Below are 23,569 nucleotides of genomic sequence, written 5' to 3' on the forward strand. Positions count from 1 at the left end.
TTGACTGCATAGTGGTGAAAATAAGAGAAAACAATAAGGTCATCAACAAAGCTATATTTCTCGCGCTTGGGGTTAATCTCGAAGGCCACAAAGAGCTGCTTGGCATGTGGATAGCTGAGAACGAAGGCGCTAAGTTTTGGTTAAATGTGCTGACTGAGCTTCAAAACCGTGGGTTAAAAGATATCCTCATCGCCTGTATCGATGGCTTAAAAGGCTTTCCTGACGCGATAAATACCGTGTTCCCAAATACTCAAATCCAACTTTGTATCGTCCATATGGTGAGAAACTCGATGAAGTTTGTGCCGTACAAAGACTATAAGGCCGTGGCAGCTGATTTAAAGAAGATTTACCAATCTGTGACCGAAGAGGAAGCGTTGCTTAACTTAGAGCGCTTTGGTGAACAATGGGATTCAAAATACCCTAATATCTCAACATCCTGGCACCGACACTGGGGTAATCTTAATACGCTATTTAATTATCCTCAAGACATCCGAAAAGCCATCTATACAACCAATGCAATCGAGTCATTAAACAGTGTGATTAGGAAAGCTATCAAGAACCGCAAGCTCTTCCCAAATGATGACTCAGCAAAAAAAGTTGTTTACTTGGCAATTATGCAAGCATCTAAGAAGTGGACGATGCCGATTAGAAACTGGAAACCAGCACTAAATCGCTTTATTATCGAGTTTGAAGATCGAATAGCAGACTACATATAAATTAGGTAGTTACACAGAATCTGCTACAGGGTCTAGGGGGGCGAAAAGACATATCTAATTATGGCGTTATTGTTAGTGAATGTGTAAAAAACCAATAGACAATATTTATCAGGACTTGATAAAGGCTCCCTTGTCGGAGCCTTTATCATTTAGCCGCTATTGATGAGCGTTTAAATCCAATGTGGCTCATACTATATGACAGCCGTAATTCCTTTCTTATCGATAATGTTTAATAGGCGCAATGCAGCCCCTTGAGGCTTGGTTTTGCCCTGTTCCCACTTCTGAACACTTTCGCTACTCATATTGAGAACGGTAGCAAGAACGCCTTGGCTAATGTGCTCTCGTTTTCGTAATAGTTGAATTCTGGCAGCGGTCATGTCTTCTTTCTTTGCACTCATCGCGAGGGCATCAATTTTACGCATGGTGAGTTGATCAACAGAGCCGTTTTCACTAAAGCGCTTCGCCATTTCTTGCATGTTTTCTAAACGTTTATCCGTCATTTCTAACCTCTCTTAGCAGGCCATCTAAGATGTTCTGCTCTATTTGTTCGTCTGTAAAGCTCAGGAAGCTATCACCAATTAATTTATAGGTTTCCATTAACTTATCTGGGATCTCTTTGCCTTTTTTGGGGACGTCTTTTTTTCGCCAGCCATCTATAAAAAACAATCGGTCACCTTTTTGGATAGCGATCACACTTCGATTTGATTCTCGCTTGCCTTGGCCTGGTGAAGGGATCCGTTTTTTATATAGGCTCCCACTTTGCAGCTCACCATCATGTAGACCATTATTCAGCTCATTGGCTACCTTTACGATGACATCGTCATCTAGTTTGGCTTTATGCATCAGCTTTTCAAATTCATCGGTGACGTATATTTTTACTGTGATCTCACTTATCTAAAGTGTAGTAAAGATTACCATACTTTGAAAGGGTGCAGCAATGCTTCAAATAATTCGTCTAGCTAGAAACTTGTGGCTACGGTATTTGCTATGATAATGAAATGATTCTGCTCGATTAATCCACATGAACGGGCGGGTGTACGATTACAACGTGGGTCGCTTCCTGAGTGTTGACCCCTTCTTGCAGTTCCCCGAGAACAGCCAGAGTGCCAACCCTTACTCGTATATCTTGAATTATCCGATGTCAGGGGTGGATCCGACAGGGTACAAGTCTCAGGGCGTGTGTGAGACAAAAGCCGCCGGTGGTACACAAGCTTTTTGTTCTGTTGTCCAAATAGCCGAAACTGGTAATAAGAAAAAGAAAACAGACCAAACTGCTGTTTCAAGTGGTCAAAAGAATGAGCAAAAAGTAGAAGATAGCGCTAAAGAAGCGATAGAGACTTATGCTAAGAATACTGGTAAACAGAGAAGTGCCAATGGCAATGAGAATAGCCAAGGATTAGGTGCTGTCGATGCCATTAAAGAAATGGCTAGTGTCTTCTGGGATTATCGGGATGAAATAATAGCTGGTGCTGTTGATCTTGCCGCTGACTCCATCACAGATAATACTGGCGGCATCATTGACGGAGATTCATTAACGGAAATTACTGGAGTTAGGTCTGGTGCTGATGCAATCATTGCAGTAGGCCAAGGCGATGCTAAAGGGGTTTTAGCTGCCGGAGTAGGTGTAATAGTAGGAAAGGCTAAGATAGCCAAAAACCTTCTTGATAAAACACCACTTACTGACCCTAATTTATTTAGAAGTGTTAGGGGCTGTAAAGCTGATTGCAACATCAAAACTGGAGAAATATGGGAAAAGGATTTACTCCACAAAAATCAGCCGCATTATGAAGTTTATAAAAACAGGAAAAATTACGACAAAGGTAAGCGTGATAGGGCAGTCTGGGAAGATGGCAGACCAAAGCAGGAGTTTAAAAAATGACAGAAAATGAATTAGATGAACAAGCCTCTCAGTTAACTCAGCTACTCAGGGGTAACGAGGTGCTGGAGTGCATCAGAAATGAAGAGGGCGAAATTTTAGTTAAGTTTACAAATGGAATGAGATTATTCATAAACTCTGATAAACCACTTGATTTATCAGTTACTTAGGGTTGGCCTGTTTGTATGGGGCGCACCAACAAGATTGGTCGCCCTTTTTAAACCACCCGTCTGAACACTTCCATCATCACAATCATCCATTACTAGCTGGAAAATAAGGTGCCATCCATCATAAGTATTGGGCATTAACGCAAAAATTCAGGTCTCACTCATTTTATAATTGGCGGGACTTTTTTCTGCCTACTTGCTCCATTTTTTACCAGCAGCCTGAGCCGTCTTAGCCAGTAGAGCCGATCCCTGTTCACCAGCAGCGTGAGCTATTGGTGCCAGTGCCTACACTGTAGAATATTCAATTAATAACAAGGTGCTAAGCCTGAAAATGGAGGACTTTTTTCCTGGCTTTATTTGTTTAGAAATTCCCATATTTTCTGATGGCCCTTTGTAAAGTGATAAAGCTGGTTGAAGATGAGTATGTCTCTATTATTAAAGTTGATTTTTTCTAAAGAACCATAATGCTAGTACAGAGAAAGACTAGATGAACGTCTGGGTAACATTTAAGCTGTTGAACAACAGATTAAATTCTTGTGGTCATAACGGTCTCTAATTAGTTGTTTATTCAGTTATTATGGCGTGTCATTGTGGCTTGAAAAAGCCATCAGTGCGATTTGTTACATTCGGCGTTGTAGGCTTATTATTAGGCTTGTTTAGGAAACAAGCTGTCTGATCCGTAAAAACACCTAGAGTAGTTACATCTAGAACTACTATTTGATCAACAGCGCCACGCTAGCCTTCAAATAATAGGTTAAAATAACGTGTAAAAATTAACGTATAAGGTGTGCATGGTAGTTGGCATAACATGTAAAACCTAATAGGTTAAAAAATCATGTAAAAATTAACCTATCATGTTTTGATGTCACTCTTGGTAACCTAATTAGGGGCGGATACACAATATAAGTCATTAGAATGTTCAATCCTGAACAGCCCTACGATTTACCTACATTACCAATCGAAGGTATCGAAACTATCGCTATCTTGAAAAGGCATCCCCTGCAGCAGCAAGAGCATTGTCAGCACTAAACCAAGTTGCAAGGCTTTTATCGAACCAAAATCTGTTAGTTAATCTCATCCCTATTTTAACGCTTAATTCGCCCCAGGGGGACTGCACCATAACGCAAGGAGTTGCCGAAGCAAAAAATTAAATTAGAGTTTGCGAATATCCCTGCTCATCAACCTGAGCGTAGTTGCTACCTAGTAATGTGTGAAAATGTAAATGATATGCGCCAGCAGACTAAATGTTTGCTGGTTTTTTTGTTTTAAAATGTCAACTTTTGAGTAGTTGGTGTTGTAATTTTTTTAAAGGAAATATGATGGCAGCATTAGTCACTGGTGGTGCCAGCTATATTGGTAGTCATACGATTGTGGAATTGCTTAACCGCTGAAGTATTACCAAAATAACGTCGCTGGTACGCTTGTGCTTTGCGATGTAATGAGTAAATTTGGAGTGAAAAACTTAGTCTTTAGTTCTTCCGCCACTGTGTATGGTGATCCTATTAGCCTACCAATAACCGAAGACTTTGCCACTTGTGCAACAAACCCCTACGGTCAATCAAAGTTGATGGTTGAGAATATTCTTGCAGATCTATATGCATCCGATCCTGAGTGGAATATTGCTCGATTTCGATATTTTAACCCTGTGGGAGCCCATGAAAGTGGCTTGATCGGTGAAGACCCAAATGATATTCCAAACAATCTCATGCCTTTTATTGCGCAAGTTGCCGTAGGTAAGCGAGAGCGGTTGAGTGTTTTTGGAAATGATTATAATGCCAGTGATGGTACGGGTGTGCGTGACTATATCCATGTGGTCGATTTAGCGCTAGGTCACCTCAAAGCACTTGAAAAGCTAGCCAGTAAGTCTGGTCTGGTAACTTATAACCTCGGTACGGGTGTCGGCGTGAGCGTGATTGAGATGGTCAATGCGTTTGAGAAAGCCTGTAGTAAGCAGATTGCATATCAAATTGTTGATCGTCGTCCGGGAGATATCGCTGCCTGCTATGCTGATCCGGCTCTCGCTCAGAATGAACTAGAGTGGAAGGCGGTACATTCGTTGAATGATATGGTTGAAAGCAGTTGGAAATGGCAGTCTATGAATCCAAATGGTTATCAAGAATAAGAATTGTAGTTTTTTCGCGGCTAAAGCCGCTCCTACGGTGGTTAGAATTGGCGTTGTGGCTTGTCGTGGATGAGGATTCGTGGCTAAAGCCACTCCTACGGTGGTGGGGTGGTGTTATCTTGTAGGACTGACTTTAGTCGGGAAGCTTTTGTTTATGCCAATGAATGGAAAGGTTGTTCGCGGCTAAAGTCGCTCCTACGCAATTTAATGTTCATGGCTTAAGCTTTTTGTGTGATATTTGAGCATTATATAAATTGCAGCTCAACCTTTGTTAACACAGGCATTTGCATTCAATACACAGGATTAGCTGGTTAATATGAGCGAATATCAATACTATCGATTTGAGTGTTAATTTGCATCGCTAAAATGATCACATCGCCTTAGCAGTGAGAGACGCCATTGTGACACCTCAAACATTCATCATTTATGCTTTGTAGGTTTTTCTGTTGCCACATTGATGGTGGTTGCGATAGGTGCGTTCATCATGTGGCGTAATCATGGTTCACTCTTATCGCGGTGAACAACGCTTCATACAACTTCAGGTCGCACGGACATAAATTGGCTAGTGCTATTGCATTAACTCAACCGTAATAGATTAATAAGAGTACTTGAAACCTTAAATCTTTATCTCGCGTGCCAAAGTGACACAACGATTGCTTATTGCACACTTTAAGACCATAATGTCCATGTGACACTTTGACACAATAGGAGATAACATTATGGCGACGACTTTGCCTCGCATTACCGCTAGAGTTGATGTCGATACTCAAGATTTACTTACAAGAGCTGCCGCTATTGCTGGCATGTCCAGTATTAATTCATTTGTTTTAAGTGCTGCGATTGAAAAAGCTAAACAAGTAATCGATCGTGAACAAACCCTTAAACTGAGCCAAGCTGACGCTATGTTGTTAATGGAAGCTTTAGACCGCCCAGCAACACCGAACCCTAAACTGAAAGCTGCTTCTGACCGCTATGAGAGCAAAATTCAATGATGAATACGGTACTTCTAGATAAAAGTAATCACGATAGAAACCGATTCAACTGCGGCATCGAAGCTCTCAATAACTATTTAAAAGTAATGGCTAGTCAGCAAGCAAAGAAAGACAACACCAGAACTTTCGTTTTGGAAGATGATCACGACAACTCACATATCATCGGTTTTTACACGCTAACAATGACACCAATTGACTTAAAGGTATTGCCTGATAAGTTACAGAAGAAGCACCAATCATCTACTTCAGGTGGTCTCATTGCTCGTTTAGCTGTCGATGACCAATATAAAGGAAAAGGCTTTGGCGAGTGGTTACTTATCGACGCACTCCGAAAGCTGTTAGCGGCTAGTGACAGCGTCGCCTTTCCTGTCGTTATCGTTGACGCCAAAGATGGGGCAAAATACTTCTATGAACGCTATGGGTTTCAAGCGTTTCAAAATTCAGAGAAAAAACTCTTCATCACCATCGATGATGTCAGAGCAAGTTTAAGCTAAATAACCGCTAGCCTTTAGCTAACTAAGTTCACAGTTTGTGATAATATTTTGTCTTGAATAGATCTCTAAAACTAAATTGCGGACAAAAAAACTGTCAGCCACCTTGCTAAATTAGCTAATGTTAAAGTCTATTTGTCTTCTGTTGGTATTACATGAGAAGGAGATGTTAATGCGGTTAAGTGAACGAGAGATAAAAATAGCGTTACAAGATCTACTCGGTGAGCAAAAAATAGATCTTGTTTATCATGATCTAAGTTTACCTATTCAACCTATCCATGAAATAGCGAAAACAGAAGAGGTCCTGTTAGGGTAACCCCAACAGATACACGACTATTCAGTTGCTGGTCAAATCCAACATATGACAGTAACCCATCGCTATCCCCCCCCTCATTTTGCATTAGCCTATAGGCTGTGCTTGCCGTGAGTTTTATCGCTTTTTTATCTCAGTCAAAACTGTCTCAAACGCAATGACATAGGCCATTTTCAGTCTCATGCGGACGGGGAGGGGCTCCGAAAATCCTTAAATTTAAAGGGAAACTCCGGCATTTGCTGAGTTCGGTAAAATAGCCCTGAACTATTCACGATTTTGCTTGGCTTTATATGCATCAAACGTCACCACATGATAAATACTCACGCCTAAAGCAAAGACAAAAAAGCCCCCTAGGCAGAGGTAAGGCATCCATTCACTAACGGTTTCGATGCTCATGATAACCATACTCAAAATTATTATTCATCGTTATTTTAACACGGTTTGACGAAAGGGCCATTATTGCTCATGTCTTAGGTTGCATAACGTGACTGTCGATCACAACCTGCAGCAGATCGCGTACTGTTGAGCTTAATCTCTTCGCTATCGCTGACCGCCCATCAACAATACCCGATTCGCAATTTATTCTGGCGACGAATAGCCGAATACGGCCCTGGTTGGCGGCCTTACTTTGGCGCCAAAACAGGACGTTCAATACCCGTCAACGGCCGTATTCGATCGTTGATTTTCGCTTTGTCCCGATGTTTTAGGTGTTGGTCACCCCCGCGAATCGTCCCGGACAGAAGGGATCGCCAGCGAAAAGTGGCGGCAGACAATAAAGTCTGCTCAATGACAGTCACGTTGGTCACGTTTATCGGTTTAAGCGCGAGTCCGTGGAGAGGGACTGACTCATTCTGTCCAGGTACATCTTAGGGGGATCGCTCTAATCCGTTGCACGCCCCTAAGAGTGTTGGAACAGTATGTCCTTCACATATGACTTATCGAAACTTACCATACTTGAGTGAATACATCAGGCAAGAATCATGACCTTACTGTAAGCGTCCGGCGAACTACGTCTAGTTAAGTTTGACGTGCCTGGGTAATAGGCTGTTGAGGTCGCAGTTAGAGTGAGATCATTGCTCTAAACAGTGTTTGATGTAAGCGAATGGCGTTAGCCCATTCGCTGTGGTTGTTTCTCTGATGCTGTACAAAATGGCACTTGCCTCAGCCCCACGATGATTGTGGTTAAACAGCCAATGTTTACGCCCTATCACAATCGGTTTTACTGCGCGCTCTGCACGGTTATTGTCAATATTGAGTTGTATGTCTGTGTCGAGCGTTCTTCGTAAGTACTTGGTAACCAATATTGCACTCTATATTGTGCTATTCATGCTAGCCGGTTGTCAGTCAGTACTTTTAAAGGACGGCAGTTTAGATAAACCTAAACCCCAAGTCATCTGGCAGCTTGATCCTATACCTTATTTAGATGTGACTGATTATCCCAATGATCCTGTAGCTAAGAAACTCAAGGCCCGTGAGATTGGACAAGAGCAGGCAAAACAAAAAATGTCAACATTTGGCCGAGTAGAGGTAAGGGGGGAGTGATGCTTGAAGCGTGTGACTGTCACCTAGTCAGGGATGGCAAGAGCATCATCGAATTTCGACCCGAGACATTTTTCGTTGCAGTCCTCAAGCTACGACATAAATATTATTACATAAATGGCCATATCTAAGGCTCCCCTGCACCGAGGAGCCCTGTGGTTAAGCCTTAGTAGTTACAGCTGTTGTCGACCATGTAGTCATGCACCTTAATCTCACCGGATTGGATCTTGGCGGTGATCTCGCCAACCTTGGCTTCCATCTCGGGGGTGACCAGTTCACGGTTATACTCGTCTAACGCCCAGTTGACACCATTCTCTTTCAGGCCACGGCTGTCGATGCCGGCAGTGAATGAACCACCCTCGGCAGCCTTAAATATATCGAATGTAGCCACGCCAACCAGCTTAACCATAGAGGTCAGCATGACCCCAGGTTGAAGGTGGTTTTGGTTCGAATCGACACCGATGGCAAACTTACCCTCGTCCTTGGCGGCTTGGTAAACACCGTCACCGGTAGGACCAGCGGCGGCGAAGACAACATCGACGCCCTTGGTGAACTGGCTCTTGGTTAATTCGCTACCCCGTCCCGGATCATTCCAGGCCGCACTGGTAGAACCTGTCATGTTTTGGAACATTTGAGTATCTTTATTGATGTACTTGGCGCCCTGCTCATAACCACAGGCAAATTTACGAATAAGCGGAATGTCCATACCACCAACGAAGCCGACCTTGTTGGTCTTAGACTTCATTGCAGCCAGTGCCCCCACGAGGAACGAGCCTTCATGCTCTTTAAATACCAGTGACTTAACATTTGGTAAGTCGACGACCGAATCTATGATGACGAAATCTGTGTCAGGGTACTTCTTGGCAACCTTCTCCAGCGCCGAACCATACATGAAACCGACGACAACTATCGGATTAAACCCGCGACGCGCTAGGCGCTCCAGACCCTGCTCACGTTGGGCACCATTGGCAGGCACAAACTCACGAATGTCGATGTCGGATTGAGCCATATACTTGAGTACGCCATTTTGATACACGGCTTGGTTGAACGACTTATCGAATTTACCGGTAGTACTGAATGCAACTGCAGGTTTGAAATCGGCGGCGGTAGCAACAAATGAACACATTGCTAACGAAACCACAGCAGTAGTTGCGGATAGGAGTTTCATCATTCTCGTCCTCTTGGTATGTAGGTATTGTTTTGAGTTCAGCATGAGTCTTCATCTGTGGCTTGCTATGGTTGCAAATCATTAAGCTGAGATACTGAACTGGTTCATTGCGAGGATAGAGGTTACTGTACTAAAAGATAGGATTACCAGCTTATAATGCGTCTTGGGTCTCATTCGGTGTAAGTATATGTCTGGTTTGTTTTTTTTGTAATTTCAGTACGTAAAAAAACGACCGTTTTTCATTAACTCAGGCCTTGACGCGGTCATCTACAAGCCCATAAACCTGTACTGCACTGATAGACACCGAGTTGGAGCTGGTTGACTTACAAAACCGTGGCCAATATTTTTGTCCACAACATAGTGTAGTGGCTAAAAATATTGGGCACATCATTAGGAATACATTTTTTAATCAAAACTTCAAAAGCGAGAGTCAAACTTCTTGCTCATTGAAGAAGTGTGCTAGCGGAGAAACTCATTTATGTCCAGGAATTGTGATCGTTCCTACCCCTATGGGTGAGCAGTGAACTGCAAATTTAACATTCATTTTCTTTGATAATTTATCGGTATTGGAGTTATTTAACGTTGAAATTAGGGGGGGGCAGCATTTTGGCTGTTTCATATAAATGCGCCAAGTTAGGAAAAAGCCATAGCTCTCATCGGGATGATGATGTGTCAGCTACACTCGAATTACGGACGTTGATAGTTGCTTTATTACTGAGTATAATTTAGCCAAGGTCAACGTTGGAGCGAGTTCTCATGAGTAATAGTTACTCGGATATAAAAGCTGAAAAAAGCGCCCGCCAATCTCGATATGTTGCTAAATTGCACTGCAATGGTTTTGCAGCATCTGTTAGTCGAAGATCTAACTTAGGCCGCAGTCGTAAAAGTAACGCTCCGCTTTCTGCACCATCATTTGTGATATAAGTAGATAAGTATCACACGGTTATACATAACAAAGTCTCTTTAATGAGGCTTTTTTGTTTATATTGAGCTGTCCTATATAAAATTGTCACTCCTCTAGGGCATATTTTGGTGAAGACGCACAGCCAAGAGTACTGCTCACTTCTATCTTATGGTCGCTCCGTCCATAAATGACCAATGTTCTAAAAGTGCAAAGAATCGTTGCAAGCCACATTATTACTGGATCGCCGGATTAATTAACGATTGATGTTTTCTCAAGCAAAGCCGCCTGACTCTATAGCCTTAAGGTACTCAATAACTTGTTCAGCTTGGCCTGATCCACAAAGTGATTTGGCCGTTTTATTACCAAAAGCAGGTATAGGTTCATTCTCAAACCAGCTGATTATGTTATCTGCGTTGCCTGACCAATTTAGTAATAAAGGATAAATGTACTTCTTTTCGTTTTCAGAAAAGTATTGGCCAATCGCTTTTTCTAACAACTCGCGTGATTTTGATACATCTACCATTGTTTCTACTCCTTATCACTTTCTGCTCATTAGAATTTAGCTTATCTCGGATAGGCCTTCAAACCTTACTTCTGAGACTGGCAAGATGTTGAACCCTACTTTCGCTCCGGTTTGTAAACATTAATGCCGCGAGTATGCTTATCGACTTAGCATCTAAGTTCGACTAATTATTGCTTTAAAATCAGATTATTTATTATCAGTAGATATAAAATATAAGCTGAAAAACATAAGAGGAAATGAACTCTGATCTAAAGATTTTGTTAATAGTTTTTATGACAACATTATGGAAATAAAGACGCAGATAATCATCTCAAATAAAAAACTAACCATTTATTACAGACTGCGAACAAGGCATTCAGGTGATACCTACGACGCATTTGATTTAGACGTACTATCAGCATATTCGCTCCCATATTTTCCCTAATTCAAATCAAGTTAGGTGGAGTGTTTAATTCAACGTGGTTTTGTCCAAAAGCGTGACAAGAATAATTAAACATTATTGTCAGCCGACAAAAAGGCCTAGCTCTGGAAAAAGGCCCGCAGTTCAACTCGACATAAAGGCTATAACCGCTAAGCTCACCCCATGATGAGCACCTCCAGGTTGAGCCGTCTATCTGTCTTTAATGTAGGACCGGCTTTAGCCGGGAAAGATGATACAAATGCGGCCAGACAATCGCGGCTGAAGCACTCTCCTACAATATGGCAAGAAGATGTGATGTAACCTTGTTTTTTATGGCTTATTGTAAGCGTAATGTTAATTACGTTGGTTAGTGTGAATATTTGCCCTACCAGTGTCACGTTTGTGGCAGTGACAGTTTTTTGACGTCTGTCTCAAATTCTACAAATATACTTACCTTTTTGATTTTTGTCATGGAGTTAACACCTAAAAGGGAGTACTTTCCTTTGCTGTAAAAATGAAAAAAAAACATAATGTTAGAAGGATTTAACAATGCAGTTAAATGGTGTAAGCAATAAAAACAGTCATTCACGTAGATCTATTTTTAGGCTGTTGGGTTTGATATTTATGACGGTCCCGTTTTTAGTGGCTTTTCCAGCATCAGCAGATCATGCGCTAGCTAAGTGCACCTCAGAGTCTAAATCACTTTGGGCTGCAGATAATTTAAGTGTGGGTTGGAAGAAGGCCAATGAAAAACAAGATCAACGGATTAGACGTTGCCTAGTTAAAATTAATTCTAAAAAAATTAATAGGGGTCCTAAAGAGAACCTTGAGCCGGTAGAGGATACACACGACATGATCGATATTGCAGTGACTGACTAATAGGGTCGTGAACTTGTTTATATCGAATGCGATCTTCAGCTTTCGAGCTTGTTTCCTTCGATAACATCTTCGTGTCTTAAAAGGTTCGCGGCTAAAGCGCGCTCCTACAGAAGAGTACAGCGATTTTTGTATCGTGTAGGACTGGCTTTGATGTAAGACCGGCTTCAGCCGGGAAAGATTTGGTGTAAATCTAATAGCTGATTTTTATCACTGATAAAAAGATTCGTGGCTGAAGCACACTCCTACAACGGCTAAATCACGCTCCTACAGAGGAACGTGTCTACCTTTTCTAGTCTCTACCTATCTCTATTGCAGCCTCGGGTAAAAGCTTTTTATACTCAACAGCTAGTGCTTCTTTAGCTTCATCATCGCCATGGACTATGCGGATATGCGTAGGTTTATGGTGCATACGGTTGACGAAGTTGATGAGGTTATTCTGATCGGCATGAGCCGAGTAGCCGCTGATGGTGTGCACGCCGGCTTTTATGTCACGCTTATCTCCTTTCAGATAGACATAACCTCCCTTAGGGCCATAGGTCTGAATATCTCTTCCTGGCGTTCCCCGTGCCTGATATCCCACAAATAGAATGTCGGCAGTCGGTTCATCGATGAACTGCCGCAGATAGTTCATTATCCTCCCCCCACTGCACATGCCGCTGGCGGCGATGACTATGGCAGGTTTATCTCTTTTAGATAGGTACTCTACCGTCGATAGGTGTTCTTGGTGGCTGTCGACGGTATAAAGTTGTTCGAAGTCGAGTGGGTGTCTGTGCTGCTTAAGTTTTTGCCTGGCCTCCTTGTCCCACAGCTCTTTGAACTCGATGTATTTGTCGGTGAAATTTGCGGCCATGGGGGAGTCGACTATGATTTCAATGCTTTTCCACATTTGAGATTGCCACATCTTGCTACTTTTTTGCTGGCCGGGCTGATTATTGAACTCTTGCTTGATAGTGCTTCCGTGCTTGCCCTCTGTGTCAGGAACATTGTTACCGGAGCGGGTATCGGATAGCTTGCGCTGCTGAAAAATGATCTGTTCGAGTTCATATAACAGCTCTTGGGTTCGACCTATGCTAAAGGCCGGAATGAGTACCACGCCATTGTCTGATACGGCTTTTTCTATCACTTTTTTCAGGCTCTGAGTGCGCTTCTTACGACCTTGGTGGATTCTGTCGCCATAGGTGGATTCGATCACTAAGGTGTCCGCCATGTAGGGACTCTTGGGGCTGGCAAGAAGCGGTGTATAGGTTGCGCCCAGATCGCCGGAAAAGACGACTCTATGTTTGTTTACCGTTTTGGGATTCAGTCTATCTGTTTTTGGTCTGCTGAGTTCTATCTCTATGTAGGCCGAACCAAGAATGTGACCCGCAGGTTTAAATTTTGCCTTAGCCTTGCTAAAGCCTGAAGTGTTGGCCTCGTTGCTGCTTTGAACTGATTGGGTACGGTTTACTTCGAGTGGAAACCATTGGTTATATTCGATAGGCACCAGTAGTTGTCTTAACTTTTCCAGGTAAAGCTTGATAAGCCTCTTATCTTTAGTGACACCTACGCGGATAGCATCTTCGATCACCATTGGCAGTAGGGCTGCCGTCGCAGCTGTGGCGAAAATGGGTTGATCAAAGCCGGCCGCTAGAAGGTAAGGGATACGGCCCACATGATCGATGTGGCAGTGTGTGACTAAGAGTGCTGTGATATTACCTATATCGAATGCTACTTCTAACTGTTCAGCATTCGAGCTTCCGACAGTTTCAGCTCCCTGGAACAGACCACAATCGATAAGCAGACTGGTTTGCTCATTGATAACCAGCTGGTGGCAAGAGCCTGTCACGCCATTTACTGCACCATGATGGATGATATCTACAGCTTGTTTTGAAGATATGGTTTGAGTTTTTGGCAAAATACACTCCCTGTATGTTTGTCTCTATCCTTTTTGAATATATAGCCTTTCAAAGGGAGAGCAAGCGGTTTCCGTTGAAAACCTGTTTCTGTTGCTGCCGATAAAAAGATTTGTTGCTAAAAGCTTCGCGGCTGAAGCACGCTCCTACAATGGGGGATGTACCGTATAGGGTTGTGGCGTAGGACTGGCTTTGATGTAAGACCGGCTTCAGCCGGGAATAGCTTTGAGATTGATGCATAGATGACTCTATATCGCGGATAAAATGATTCGTGGCTGAAGCACACTCCTACAACGGCTAAAGCACGCTTCTACAGAGGGAATGGCCTGAAGCCTCGAATCTCCACATTTCTCTAGACACACTTCACTAATCAAAGATATAGGTTGTAAACATACAATTGAGAACTTCATATCGTATTTTGTTATAAGTATTATGGTATTTATAACTTTAAATTCGTTTGTCTGCTGGGTATGATGATTTCAGAGCGTCATCTTGACGATATTTTGGACTTGCTTGTACTTGGTTACTTTTCCTTAGACAGAGCATGGTGTGTCAATGACCTTAGGTTGTCAGGTAGGGCTTAGGTAAGCACCAGGTTAACAAATGATTGGTTTGCCTGATGCTTTGGCTCATGTGACAGTGCTCAAATAACTTTATTTAGATGAAAGCGTCTTAAACAATAAATATGAGCTTGCAAAAGTAATTTTTACAATCGTTTACACGGAAATCGATATGTCAAAACATCTAACCCACCTGAAGCAGCTGGAAGCTGAATCGATTCAAATCATGCGTGAAGTTGCCGCTGAGTTTGATAATCCTGTGATGCTCTATTCAGTAGGTAAAGACTCCTCTGTACTGCTGCATCTGGCACGTAAGGCATTCTATCCGGGAAAAATCCCGTTTCCCTTGATGCACGTCGATACTAACTGGAAGTTCAAGGAGATGATTGAGTTTCGTGATCAGATGGCGCAAAAGCATGGCTTCGATCTTATCGTCCATAAAAATCCCCGTGGTATAGAGATGGGAATTAGCCCATTCACACATGGCAGCGCCAAGCATACAGACATCATGAAGACTGAAGGGCTTAAGCAAGCGCTCGATATGCATGGTTTCGACGCCGCTTTCGGTGGTGCACGCCGCGATGAAGAGAAGTCTCGTGCCAAGGAGCGTGTCTACTCTTTCCGCGACAACAAGCATCGCTGGGATCCTAAGAATCAGCGCCCTGAACTCTGGAATATCTATAACGGCAAGGTGGATAAAGGCGAAAGCATTCGAGTTTTCCCGCTATCTAACTGGACCGAGCTGGATATCTGGCAGTACATCTATTTAGAAGGCATTGAGATCCCCTCTCTTTATCTGGCAGCCGAGCGCCCGGTGGTAGAGCGCGATGGCACCCTGATCATGGTCGATGATGAGCGTATGCCGATTGAGCCTGGTGAAGATGTGCAAACCAAGATGGTGCGTTTCAGAACCTTAGGTTGTTACCCCTTAACCGGTGCGGTTGAATCACAAGCGCAAACCTTGCCGGAGATTATTCAAGAGATGTTGCTCTGTACCACATCAGAACGTCAGGGACGCGTAATCGATAACGACTCGGCTGGCTCGATGGAAAAGAAAAAGATGGAAGGGTACTTCTAAAATTGAGAAGCGATTTTAGAAGTAGGACCGGCTTGCGCCGGGAAGGATGATAAAACCCATCTATAACAAGAACAATCGCGGCTGAAGCGCGCTCCTACATAGATTTTGGGCTTTTGAAAATATTGAATATCGATTTAACCGTGAGCAAGGCTTTCTCGAAGCTCATAGATAAGGAATAAAAATGACCACCAGTTCTAATTTGATTGCTTCTGACATCGAAGCGTATCTGAAAGTTCATGAAAACAAAGATATGCTGCGCATTTTGACCTGTGGTAGTGTCGATGACGGTAAGTCTACTCTGATTGGTCGTTTGTTATTCGATAGCAAGATGATCTTCGAAGATCAGATGGCGGCCATAGAGAAAGACTCGAAGCGTTTTAATACTACTGATAACGCATTCGATCTGGCCTTGTTAGTCGATGGTCTTCAATCTGAGCGAGAGCAGGGGATCACCATCGATGTGGCCTATCGCTATTTCGCCACCGAGCAACGAAAGTTTATTATTGCCGATACTCCTGGCCATGAGCAGTACACCCGCAATATGGCAACGGGTGCGTCGACCTGTGATCTCGCTATTATCTTAATCGATGCCCGCCATGGCGTTCAGGTTCAGACTCGTCGTCATAGCTTTATCTGCTCACAGTTAGGCATTAAGCACGTGATCATTGCCATCAATAAGATGGATGCCGTTGATTATGATCAGTCGACTTATCAGAAGATAAAGAAAGAGTATCGCGAGTTTGCTCAAGACTTGTCATTTACCGATGTTCGCTTTGTGCCTATTTCGGCACTAAAGGGTGATAACGTGGTGAATGAGAGTAAGCAGATGACCTGGTATCCGGGCTCTACACTGCTTAAATTATTAAATACAGTTTCGGTGACGCAAGAACGCAGTGACTCTTTTCGCTTTCAAGTTCAATATGTTAATCGGCCAAATCTCGATTTTCGTGGTTTCTGCGGCAATATTGGTTCGGGTGAGATCCGGGTCGGTGACACAGTGGTTGCACTGCCTTCGGGCAAAGAGAGCCGCATCAAGTCGATAGTAACCTTCGATGGTGAGCTGGAGAAGGCTGGTGCCGGAGAAGCGGTGACATTGACACTCGAAGATGAGATTGATGTTAGTCGTGGCGATATGTTGGTGCGCCCCCACGATAAGCCCCATTCGGTGAGTCATTTTGAGGCCGATGTGGTTTGGATGACAGAAGAGCCGCTCTGTGTCGACCGCGAGTATGCCATTAAAGTTGGCAGTAAGTCTGTTTACGGCTATGCCGATGCCATTAATCATAGAGTCGATGTGAATACGCTGGAGAAACAACCCGCTGGGCAGCTCGAGTTGAATGAGATTGGTAATTGTCATTTTGCTGTGACCGAACCCATACAGTTCGACGCTTACGATGTTAACCGTTCGACGGGCTCGTTCATCGTTATCGACCGCCTAACCAATGTCACCGTCGGTGCGGGAATGATCCGTAACTCTATCGAAGGCCAAAAGAAAAAATCCCATGATTTTTCAGAGTTTGAGTTAGAGATGAACGCATTAGTTCGTAAGCATTTCCCACACTGGGGTGCGAAGGATATCTCGAAGGGATAAGCGGTTTTATGTAGGAGGGGCTTTGATGTAAGACCGACTTTAGCCGGGAACTGGGGTATACATTATCGGGTGATTCTATTCATCGATAAAAAGCATCGCGGCTAAAGCACGCTCTTACGATGAAGGTTGTGGATTATATGATTATGTCGGACCGGCTTTGATGTAAGGCTGGCTTTAGCCCCGAATCTCTGGGTTGTATCAATCGCGGCTAAAGCCAATCCTACAATGAAAAGATAGGAACTTATGTCTCTAGATGCTTATTTTACTATTGGAATATTTCTCGCGACCATTGTGGGGCTTATCCGGTTTCAGAGTCGACCGGCCGTGGTGTTCGGTGTGGCGCTGTTAGCCTTGGTCGGGTTGAATCTGGTCTCTAGGGAGCAGCTGCTTTCGAGTATGTCCAATCCTGGACTCGTCACCTTGGTACTATTGATTTTGTGCTCTTTTGCACTGGAAAAGACACGTCTGCTGCGTGTCATCGCCTCTAAAGTGATAGTGAATAGTTACAACTCTACCTGGTTGCGCTTGTTTGGTATTACCGCCCTGAGCTCGGCTCTGCTGAATAATACCGCCGTGGTCGCAACTTTGCTTTCGCCTATTCGTAATAACCCGCATCATTTTGCCAGTAAGTTATTACTGCCTCTCTCCTATGCCGCGATTCTGGGTGGAACGTTAACTCTCATCGGTACCTCCACCAACTTGATTGTGAACAGCCTCTATATTGATGCACAAGGGCAGTCGCTGAGTTTCTTCTCGTTCACTGCCATCGGTGCTATTTTGGTGTTCTCGTGTGGATTAGTGTTAAGAGTGGCGTCTCGTTGGCTTCCCGAAATTGAGCATAGAGAGACCTGCTCGAAAGGCTATTTTATCGATGCGAAAGTGATCGATGGCTCCGAGTTAATCGGCCGTTCGGTAGAAGATAATGGCTTAAGACATCTCGAGTCACTGTTTCTGGTTGAGGTGGTGCGTGATGGGCGATTAATAAGCCCCGTAACCCCTACGGAAGTGCTGCTTGTCAATGACAGGCTTATCTTCAGCGGCGATATCACTAAGATGATGCAGCTGAGTCAGTTCTCAGGACTCGAGATGTTTGCCGAGAAAAATGGCCTGTTAGACTCGAACCTGACCGAAGTCGTCGTTAAGCAAGAGAGTGTGCTGATCGGTAAAACCTTAAAAGGAGCCGGTTTCAGGGCACTGTTTGATGCCGCCGTGGTTGCGATCAGGCGTGATGGTGAGGAGGTATCGGGTAAGTTAGGTGAGGTCGTGATCCAAACCGGTGACTTTTTGATGCTAGCCGTGGGCGAGGATTTCAAGTCTCGTCGTAATATCAGTAAAAACTTCATCGTCATCAGTGGCGTCGAGCCAGAAACCCGTATCAATGGTTATAAAGCCTGGCTCTCTATCGGTGGTTTTGTGTTAACTATAGCCTTGGCGGCGACCGGGGTCATTGAGATGCTACAGGGGTTAATATTACTCCTGGGCGTGCTGATCTTTAGCCAATGCCTGAACGTAAATGAAGTCGTTCGCCGCTTTCCGGTCGATATCTGGCTTATCGTCTCTTCGGCTATTTTGCTCTCTCATGCGTTGGTCAATACCGGCGTCGTCGAACTGTTAGCCCATTGGGTGAACGGTGTGACGGACAGTGAACACCTCTATTTAGCTTTGATCTTAGTCTACCTGATGACCTGGTTGTTGACTGAGCTGGTGACCAACAATGCGGCCGCTGCGCTTATGTTTCCTATCGCTTACAGTATCGCATTAGGTTTCGGGGTTGATATATTGCCTTTCGTGATGACAGTGGCCTTTGCCGCCAGCGGCAGTTTTATCAGCCCCTACGGATACCAGACAAATTTAATGGTTTATAACGCAGGTCAATATCGACTCATAGATTTTATCAAAATTGGCCTACCCGTTAGCCTGGTGTATGCCGTAATCGTATTAACCGCCGTACCGATATTTTTTCCGTTTTAATAGTTATGGGATCGGCTTTAGTTATTTGTAGGACCGGCTTTAGTCAGGAAGATCTCTTATCGTTATTAAAAGCTTCGCGGCTAAAGCGCGCTCCTACACGGGACGGTTCGGCTGTAGATGATGAGCGATGATAGCTGTCGGTGTGATTGATGTGTTGTAGGCTCGACTTTGGTGTAAGACTGGCTTTAGTTATTTGTAAGACCGGCTTTAGCCGGGAAGGAAGATACAAACACAGCCAAGATCTCGCGGCTGAAGCACGCTCCTACAGAGGGCTGTTCGGCTGTAGATGATGAGCTATGATAGCTATTTGGCGCGATTATTGTTTGTTGTAAGACCGGCTTCAGCCGGGAACGATTAAAATGGACAAAAAATGACACAAGAAAAATATAAAGTAGTTGATGTGGCGAATGAAAAGTCCTCTGATGTTGTCTGGCATCTGGCTAGTGTATCTCATGCGCAGCGAGAGGCGGCCAATGGTCATGCACCTGCGGTACTCTGGTTTACCGGCTTGAGTGGCTCGGGAAAATCCACAGTTGCTAATGCCGTCGATAAAATGCTGCACGATTTAGGGTGTAAAACCTATGTGCTGGATGGAGACAATGTTCGTCATGGTCTAAATGGCGATCTTGGTTTTTCTGATACCGATCGAGTTGAAAATATCCGCCGTATCGGTGAGGTCTCGAAATTGTTTGTCGATGCAGGGCTGCTGGTCTCTACCGCGTTTATCTCTCCCTTTGTCGAAGACAGAGCGAGTGTGCGAGCTCAGCTTAGAGACAATCAATTTATCGAAGTGTATATCGACACGCCTATCGAAGTGTGTGAGCAGCGCGATCCTAAAGGCTTGTATAAGAAGGCTCGCAATGGTGAGATAAAGAACTTTACCGGTATCGATTCGGCCTATGAACTGCCGACCAGCCCCGAAGTGCATGTTAAGACCGCAGAGCAATCTATCGAAGCCTGCGCACTACAAGTGGTCGATTACCTGAAAGAGAATGGTTATATCGATGTGTAAGACCGGCTTTAGCCGGGAAGAATAATACAAACCCGGCCAAAATTCGCGGCTAAAGCACGTTCTTACAGGAGAGTGGCTCGGTTGTAGGTGATGAGCTCGATGATAGCTGTCGGTGTGATTGATGTGTTGTAGGCTCGGCTTTGATGTAAGAGTGGCTTTAGTTATTTGTAAGACCGGCTTTAGCCGGGAAGGATGATACAGATACGGCCAAAAATTCGCGGCTAAAGCACGCTCCTACAGGGGGAGGCGGTTGTAGATGATGATCGCAATGATAGGTTTGGCGCGGCGATATTTGTTGTAGAACCGGCTTTAGCCGGGAACCGTCATCCTGAACTAGTTTCAGGATCCATTGCCTTTATCTTTCGCTCGCGATTCGAATCTTTCTTGGCTCTATTTAAAACTGACAGCTTCTCTTAAGGATCATATGAACTACGATATTTTTAATGGTGATGCCGATGGCATTATTTCATTACTGCAGCTTCGCTTAGCGAACCCTATCGAGAGTGAGCTGGTGACCGGCGTTAAACGAGACATTAATCTCCTCTCCAAGCTGGTGGACAAAGTGGAGTTGGCTAAGGGAGATAAGCTTACCGTGCTCGATATATCTATGGAGAAAAATCAAGCGGGTTTAGTCTGTGCACTCGATGGTGAAATCGATGTTTTTTATGCCGATCATCATAGAACCGGTGATATAGCGGTTAGTAAGCACTTAGATGCGCATATCGATTTAGATGCCAACACCTGTACCGCTTTAATTGTGGATGGAGTCTTAAACGGAGAGTATCACTATTGGGCTATCACGGCAGCCTATGGCGATAACTTGATTGCTAAAGGCGATCAACTTTCAAAGGTGGCGGGGTTACCTGTTGAGCAGTCTGAGCAATTGAAAGAGCTTGGCACCCTAATCAATTACAATGGTTATGGAGCTGTGGTTGAAGATCTACACTTTCATCCGGCTAAGCTGTATATGGCGCTTCTTAAGTATCCCTCTCCTTTCGATGTGATTGCTGATAACAGCTCTCCTTTTTATCGGCTTCAAAGCGCGTATCAAGAGGATATGGATAATGCGTTAGCCATACAAGCTGAGTATCGCAGTGATGTTGTATCGGCGTTTGAGCTCCCTAATGAGCCATGGGCAAGACGAATAAGCGGTGTGTATGGCAACCAGCTTGCCAATCAAAATCCCAACTCTGCACACGCCGTATTAACGGAAAACCGTGATGGTACCTATACCGCTTCTCTACGTGCGCCATTGTCGAATAAGCAAGGAGCGGGGGATATCTGCAGTCAGTTCGAAACTGGGGGGGGCAGGGCCGCCGCCGCAGGGATCAACGCATTGCCGAAAGAGCAGATTGCCGATTTTATAAAAGCCGTAGAAGCGTTTTATCATGTAGGACCGACTTCAGCCGGGAAAGATTTCTGAACATTTCATAGCTGATTCGATTCGCTGATAAAAAGATTCGTGGCTGAAGCACACTCCTACAGAAGGATGTGGCGTAGTGCTCTATCATGTAAGATCGGCTTTAGCCGGGAATGGTGCTTCAGGAATGAATCATTCCTGTAGGCTTTAAAGATAAATACAGTCCCAATGGGAATATTTTTCGATATTTTTGACAATGTTAGCCCTTAAGGGGTTAGCAACTATATATCGCATTACTTGCTTAATATCTTCACTCTTTCTAAGGTTATGGTCGTAAAAACCAGGCTGCCACACCTGCTTATCTCTATTTAATCGTGCATTAACCTGTTTTGCACTCCGGCCTTTCGTTGAACCTATTGCATGGCTTAAATCGGCTGTCTCATTTAACTGAAACAGCCAATGAAGATGGTCGGGCATTAAAACAAACCCTATCGTGTTGGTGATATTTAAGCCGTCAGTTTGTTTTAGGTTATTAATGACAATACGAGCGCAGCAAAAATCGAGGAAAAGTGGTTCTCTGTTATATGTATTCGTTGTCACAAAATAATAATTATTGTTGTTACTATATCTTCCAGCTCTTAAGTCCTTTGAATGTTTCATCACTAGTTCCTTCTAGATTCTGATAACTCTTTGGTAAGAGTTACTTTAGTTAAAGATTTGATTATTTGAAATATCGTTTGGAAATAATCAGTGCTTTATCGCTGTTTTAGCCAGGTATGGTTCTTCAGGGTAAAAAAGCTTCGCGGCAGAAGCACGCTCCTACAGAGGGATGTGGTGTAACCTTCTATCATGTTGGACTGGCTTTGATGTTGGACTGGCTTTGATGTAAGACCGGCTTTAGCCGGGAAGAAGATATGAAATAGTCCTTGGTCGGAACATGATACCTGCTTTGACCTAGAACCTAGGACCTTGCATCTATTCCCTTTGCTAAAAGCTTCGCGGCTAGAGTGCGCTCCTACAGAGGTAGCAGCGCTCCCTTTGATTGCTCTCCTTTTAACGGTACACTTCGCTGTAACCTCTTTTGAAGAAAATAGCAGTGATGAGAAAAGGCATTATTTTAGCGGGTGGCACAGGCTCTCGATTGTTCCCTATAACACAGGTCGTGAGTAAACAGCTGCTGCCTGTCTATGATAAGCCAATGATCTATTACCCGCTATCTACCCTGATGCAAGCGGGGATTACTGAAATATTACTTATCTGCACCCCCGTAGATAAGCCCTTGTTTGAAACCTTATTGAAAGATGGAAATCAATGGGGAATATCCCTCCACTATGCCGAGCAAGCAATGCCAAATGGACTCGCTGAGGCATTAATCATTGCCGAGCCATTTCTTGATGGTGAAGCTTGTGCACTGATCTTAGGGGATAACCTATTCTACGGTGATTCGTTGACGCCATTTTTGAGCTACATTAACGTTACAAAAAAAGGGGCAACCGTTTTTGGGTATCATGTTGCTAACCCCAAAGATTACGGCGTCGTTTCTTTTGATAGTTCTGGTCAGGTTTTGTCTATTGAAGAGAAACCGAATCAACCTAAATCTCAATACGCTATGCCAGGGCTGTACTTCTTTGATAATCGAGCCTCTCAATTCGCAAAGCAGGTTAAACCTTCGGCTCGAAATGAGCTAGAGATTGTCGATGTAATTAATGCTTACTTATTGGCAGGTGAGTTGAGCGTAAACATTATGGGAAGGGGAACTGCTTGGTTAGATACCGGGAATCCCGATGCACTATCTGAAGCGACGCAATTTATCGCTGCAATCGAAAAACGACAAGGCCTCAAAGTGAATTGTCCTGAGGAGGTCGCTTACCGTTTAGGTTTAATAGACGGCGTTCAGCTAAATAAATTAGCACAACCCTTGTTGAAAAGTGGATATGGTGAGTATCTATTAAGCCTGTTAGATGACTCATGTAAGACCGGCTTCAGCCGGGAAAGATAATAAGCGCACTCCTACA

At 43.9% G+C, this 23,569-nt stretch carries 20 protein-coding genes and 3 pseudogenes; 16 read left to right on the forward strand and 7 right to left on the reverse strand.

What is annotated here, in order from left to right:
- Positions 1–716: IS256 family transposase (locus EKG38_RS22245; RefSeq protein WP_126523183.1), on the forward strand; the 716-nt coding region annotated here is incomplete at its 5' end.
- Between the two features lie 191 nt (positions 717–907).
- Here EKG38_RS22245 and EKG38_RS22250 read toward each other — a convergent pair.
- Both EKG38_RS22250 and EKG38_RS22255 read right to left on the reverse strand, forming a co-directional pair.
- Positions 908–1,216 carry a helix-turn-helix domain-containing protein gene (locus EKG38_RS22250; RefSeq protein ID WP_126523184.1) on the reverse strand — a complete coding sequence of 103 codons (309 nt, stop codon included), beginning with the start codon at positions 1,214–1,216 and terminating at the stop codon, positions 908–910.
- Positions 1,206–1,610, reverse strand: coding sequence for a type II toxin-antitoxin system RelE/ParE family toxin (locus EKG38_RS22255; RefSeq protein ID WP_342775876.1), 405 nt, complete (start codon positions 1,608–1,610; stop codon positions 1,206–1,208). Before EKG38_RS22255 ends, EKG38_RS22250 begins: the two co-directional genes overlap by 11 nt.
- Before the next feature lie 127 nt (positions 1,611–1,737).
- Here EKG38_RS22255 and EKG38_RS25485 point away from each other — a divergent pair.
- The 7 genes and pseudogenes from EKG38_RS25485 to EKG38_RS25025 all read left to right on the forward strand — a co-directional run.
- Positions 1,738–1,818: pseudogene (locus tag EKG38_RS25485) on the forward strand (RHS repeat-associated core domain-containing protein); the annotation flags it as partial.
- Between the two features lie 75 nt (positions 1,819–1,893).
- On the forward strand, positions 1,894–2,595 hold the full coding sequence (locus EKG38_RS22260) for a hypothetical protein (protein WP_246033253.1): 702 nt from the start codon (positions 1,894–1,896) through the stop codon (positions 2,593–2,595).
- Positions 2,592–2,762, forward strand: coding sequence for a hypothetical protein (locus EKG38_RS25020; RefSeq protein ID WP_185826937.1), 171 nt, complete (start codon positions 2,592–2,594; stop codon positions 2,760–2,762). Before EKG38_RS22260 ends, EKG38_RS25020 begins: the two co-directional genes overlap by 4 nt.
- Positions 2,763–4,143: 1,381 nt before the next feature.
- A pseudogene (gene galE, locus EKG38_RS22265) lies at positions 4,144–4,881 on the forward strand (UDP-glucose 4-epimerase GalE); the annotation flags it as partial.
- A gap of 719 nt (positions 4,882–5,600) precedes the next feature.
- A complete protein-coding gene (locus EKG38_RS22270; RefSeq protein ID WP_126523187.1) occupies positions 5,601–5,873 on the forward strand; it encodes a type II toxin-antitoxin system TacA family antitoxin in 273 nt (90 codons plus the stop codon).
- Positions 5,870–6,367 carry a GNAT family N-acetyltransferase gene (locus EKG38_RS22275; protein WP_126523188.1) on the forward strand — a complete coding sequence of 166 codons (498 nt, stop codon included), beginning with the start codon at positions 5,870–5,872 and terminating at the stop codon, positions 6,365–6,367. The genes EKG38_RS22270 and EKG38_RS22275 overlap by 4 nt, the downstream gene beginning before the upstream one ends.
- Before the next feature lie 169 nt (positions 6,368–6,536).
- Positions 6,537–6,680, forward strand: a complete 144-nt coding sequence (locus EKG38_RS25025) for a hypothetical protein (RefSeq protein ID WP_185826938.1) — start codon at positions 6,537–6,539, stop codon at positions 6,678–6,680.
- 1,067 nt (positions 6,681–7,747) lie between these two features.
- Here the strand turns inward: EKG38_RS25025 and EKG38_RS22280 are convergent.
- Positions 7,748–7,942 (reverse strand): annotated as a pseudogene (locus tag EKG38_RS22280) (IS66 family transposase); the annotation flags it as partial.
- On the opposite strand from EKG38_RS22280, the gene EKG38_RS22285 reads away from it, so the two are divergent.
- Positions 7,938–8,219 carry a hypothetical protein gene (locus tag EKG38_RS22285; RefSeq protein ID WP_185826941.1) on the forward strand — a complete coding sequence of 94 codons (282 nt, stop codon included), beginning with the start codon at positions 7,938–7,940 and terminating at the stop codon, positions 8,217–8,219. The pseudogene EKG38_RS22280 and the gene EKG38_RS22285 sit on opposite strands and share 5 nt — an antisense overlap.
- Before the next feature lie 163 nt (positions 8,220–8,382).
- On the opposite strand, the gene EKG38_RS22290 is transcribed toward EKG38_RS22285, so the two are convergent.
- Positions 8,383–9,387, reverse strand: coding sequence for a BMP family lipoprotein (locus EKG38_RS22290; protein ID WP_126523190.1), 1,005 nt, complete (start codon positions 9,385–9,387; stop codon positions 8,383–8,385).
- A 1,172-nt stretch (positions 9,388–10,559) separates the two neighbouring features.
- Positions 10,560–10,811 carry an MbcA/ParS/Xre antitoxin family protein gene (locus tag EKG38_RS22295; protein WP_126523191.1) on the reverse strand — a complete coding sequence of 84 codons (252 nt, stop codon included), beginning with the start codon at positions 10,809–10,811 and terminating at the stop codon, positions 10,560–10,562.
- 949 nt (positions 10,812–11,760) lie between these two features.
- Between EKG38_RS22295 and EKG38_RS22300 the strand changes: the two genes are divergently transcribed.
- Entirely contained in the window at positions 11,761–12,090 is a 330-nt protein-coding gene (locus tag EKG38_RS22300) for a hypothetical protein (protein WP_126523192.1), read from the forward strand.
- Between the two features lie 289 nt (positions 12,091–12,379).
- Here EKG38_RS22300 and EKG38_RS22305 read toward each other — a convergent pair whose 3' ends face one another.
- A complete protein-coding gene (locus tag EKG38_RS22305; RefSeq protein ID WP_246033248.1) occupies positions 12,380–13,984 on the reverse strand; it encodes an MBL fold metallo-hydrolase RNA specificity domain-containing protein in 1,605 nt (534 codons plus the stop codon).
- 730 nt (positions 13,985–14,714) lie between these two features.
- Between EKG38_RS22305 and cysD the strand changes: the two genes are divergently transcribed.
- From cysD to EKG38_RS22330, 5 genes are all read left to right on the forward strand, one after another.
- Positions 14,715–15,620, forward strand: coding sequence for a sulfate adenylyltransferase subunit CysD (gene cysD / locus EKG38_RS22310; RefSeq protein WP_126523193.1), 906 nt, complete (start codon positions 14,715–14,717; stop codon positions 15,618–15,620).
- Between the two features lie 181 nt (positions 15,621–15,801).
- On the forward strand, positions 15,802–17,211 hold the full coding sequence (gene cysN, locus EKG38_RS22315; RefSeq protein WP_126523194.1) for a sulfate adenylyltransferase subunit CysN: 1,410 nt from the start codon (positions 15,802–15,804) through the stop codon (positions 17,209–17,211).
- A 243-nt stretch (positions 17,212–17,454) separates the two neighbouring features.
- Positions 17,455–19,182 carry an SLC13 family permease gene (locus EKG38_RS22320; RefSeq protein ID WP_126523195.1) on the forward strand — a complete coding sequence of 576 codons (1,728 nt, stop codon included), beginning with the start codon at positions 17,455–17,457 and terminating at the stop codon, positions 19,180–19,182.
- 370 nt (positions 19,183–19,552) lie between these two features.
- On the forward strand, positions 19,553–20,194 hold the full coding sequence (cysC, locus tag EKG38_RS22325) for an adenylyl-sulfate kinase (RefSeq protein WP_126523196.1): 642 nt from the start codon (positions 19,553–19,555) through the stop codon (positions 20,192–20,194).
- A 424-nt stretch (positions 20,195–20,618) separates the two neighbouring features.
- The gene (locus EKG38_RS22330; protein ID WP_126523197.1) at positions 20,619–21,617 is read left to right on the forward strand and encodes a DHHA1 domain-containing protein; all 999 of its coding nucleotides are present in this window, start codon (positions 20,619–20,621) and stop codon (positions 21,615–21,617) included.
- A 144-nt stretch (positions 21,618–21,761) separates the two neighbouring features.
- On the opposite strand, the gene EKG38_RS22335 is transcribed toward EKG38_RS22330, so the two are convergent.
- Positions 21,762–22,214: an REP-associated tyrosine transposase gene (locus EKG38_RS22335; protein ID WP_126523198.1), complete on the reverse strand. Its 453-nt coding sequence runs from the start codon at positions 22,212–22,214 to the stop codon at positions 21,762–21,764.
- Between the two features lie 439 nt (positions 22,215–22,653).
- On the opposite strand from EKG38_RS22335, the gene rfbA reads away from it, so the two are divergent.
- Entirely contained in the window at positions 22,654–23,553 is a 900-nt protein-coding gene (rfbA, locus tag EKG38_RS22340) for a glucose-1-phosphate thymidylyltransferase RfbA (RefSeq protein WP_126523242.1), read from the forward strand.
- Positions 23,554–23,569: the final 16 nt, after the last annotated feature.

Source organism: Shewanella canadensis (genome assembly GCF_003966225.1).
Classification (GTDB): domain Bacteria; phylum Pseudomonadota; class Gammaproteobacteria; order Enterobacterales; family Shewanellaceae; genus Shewanella; species Shewanella canadensis.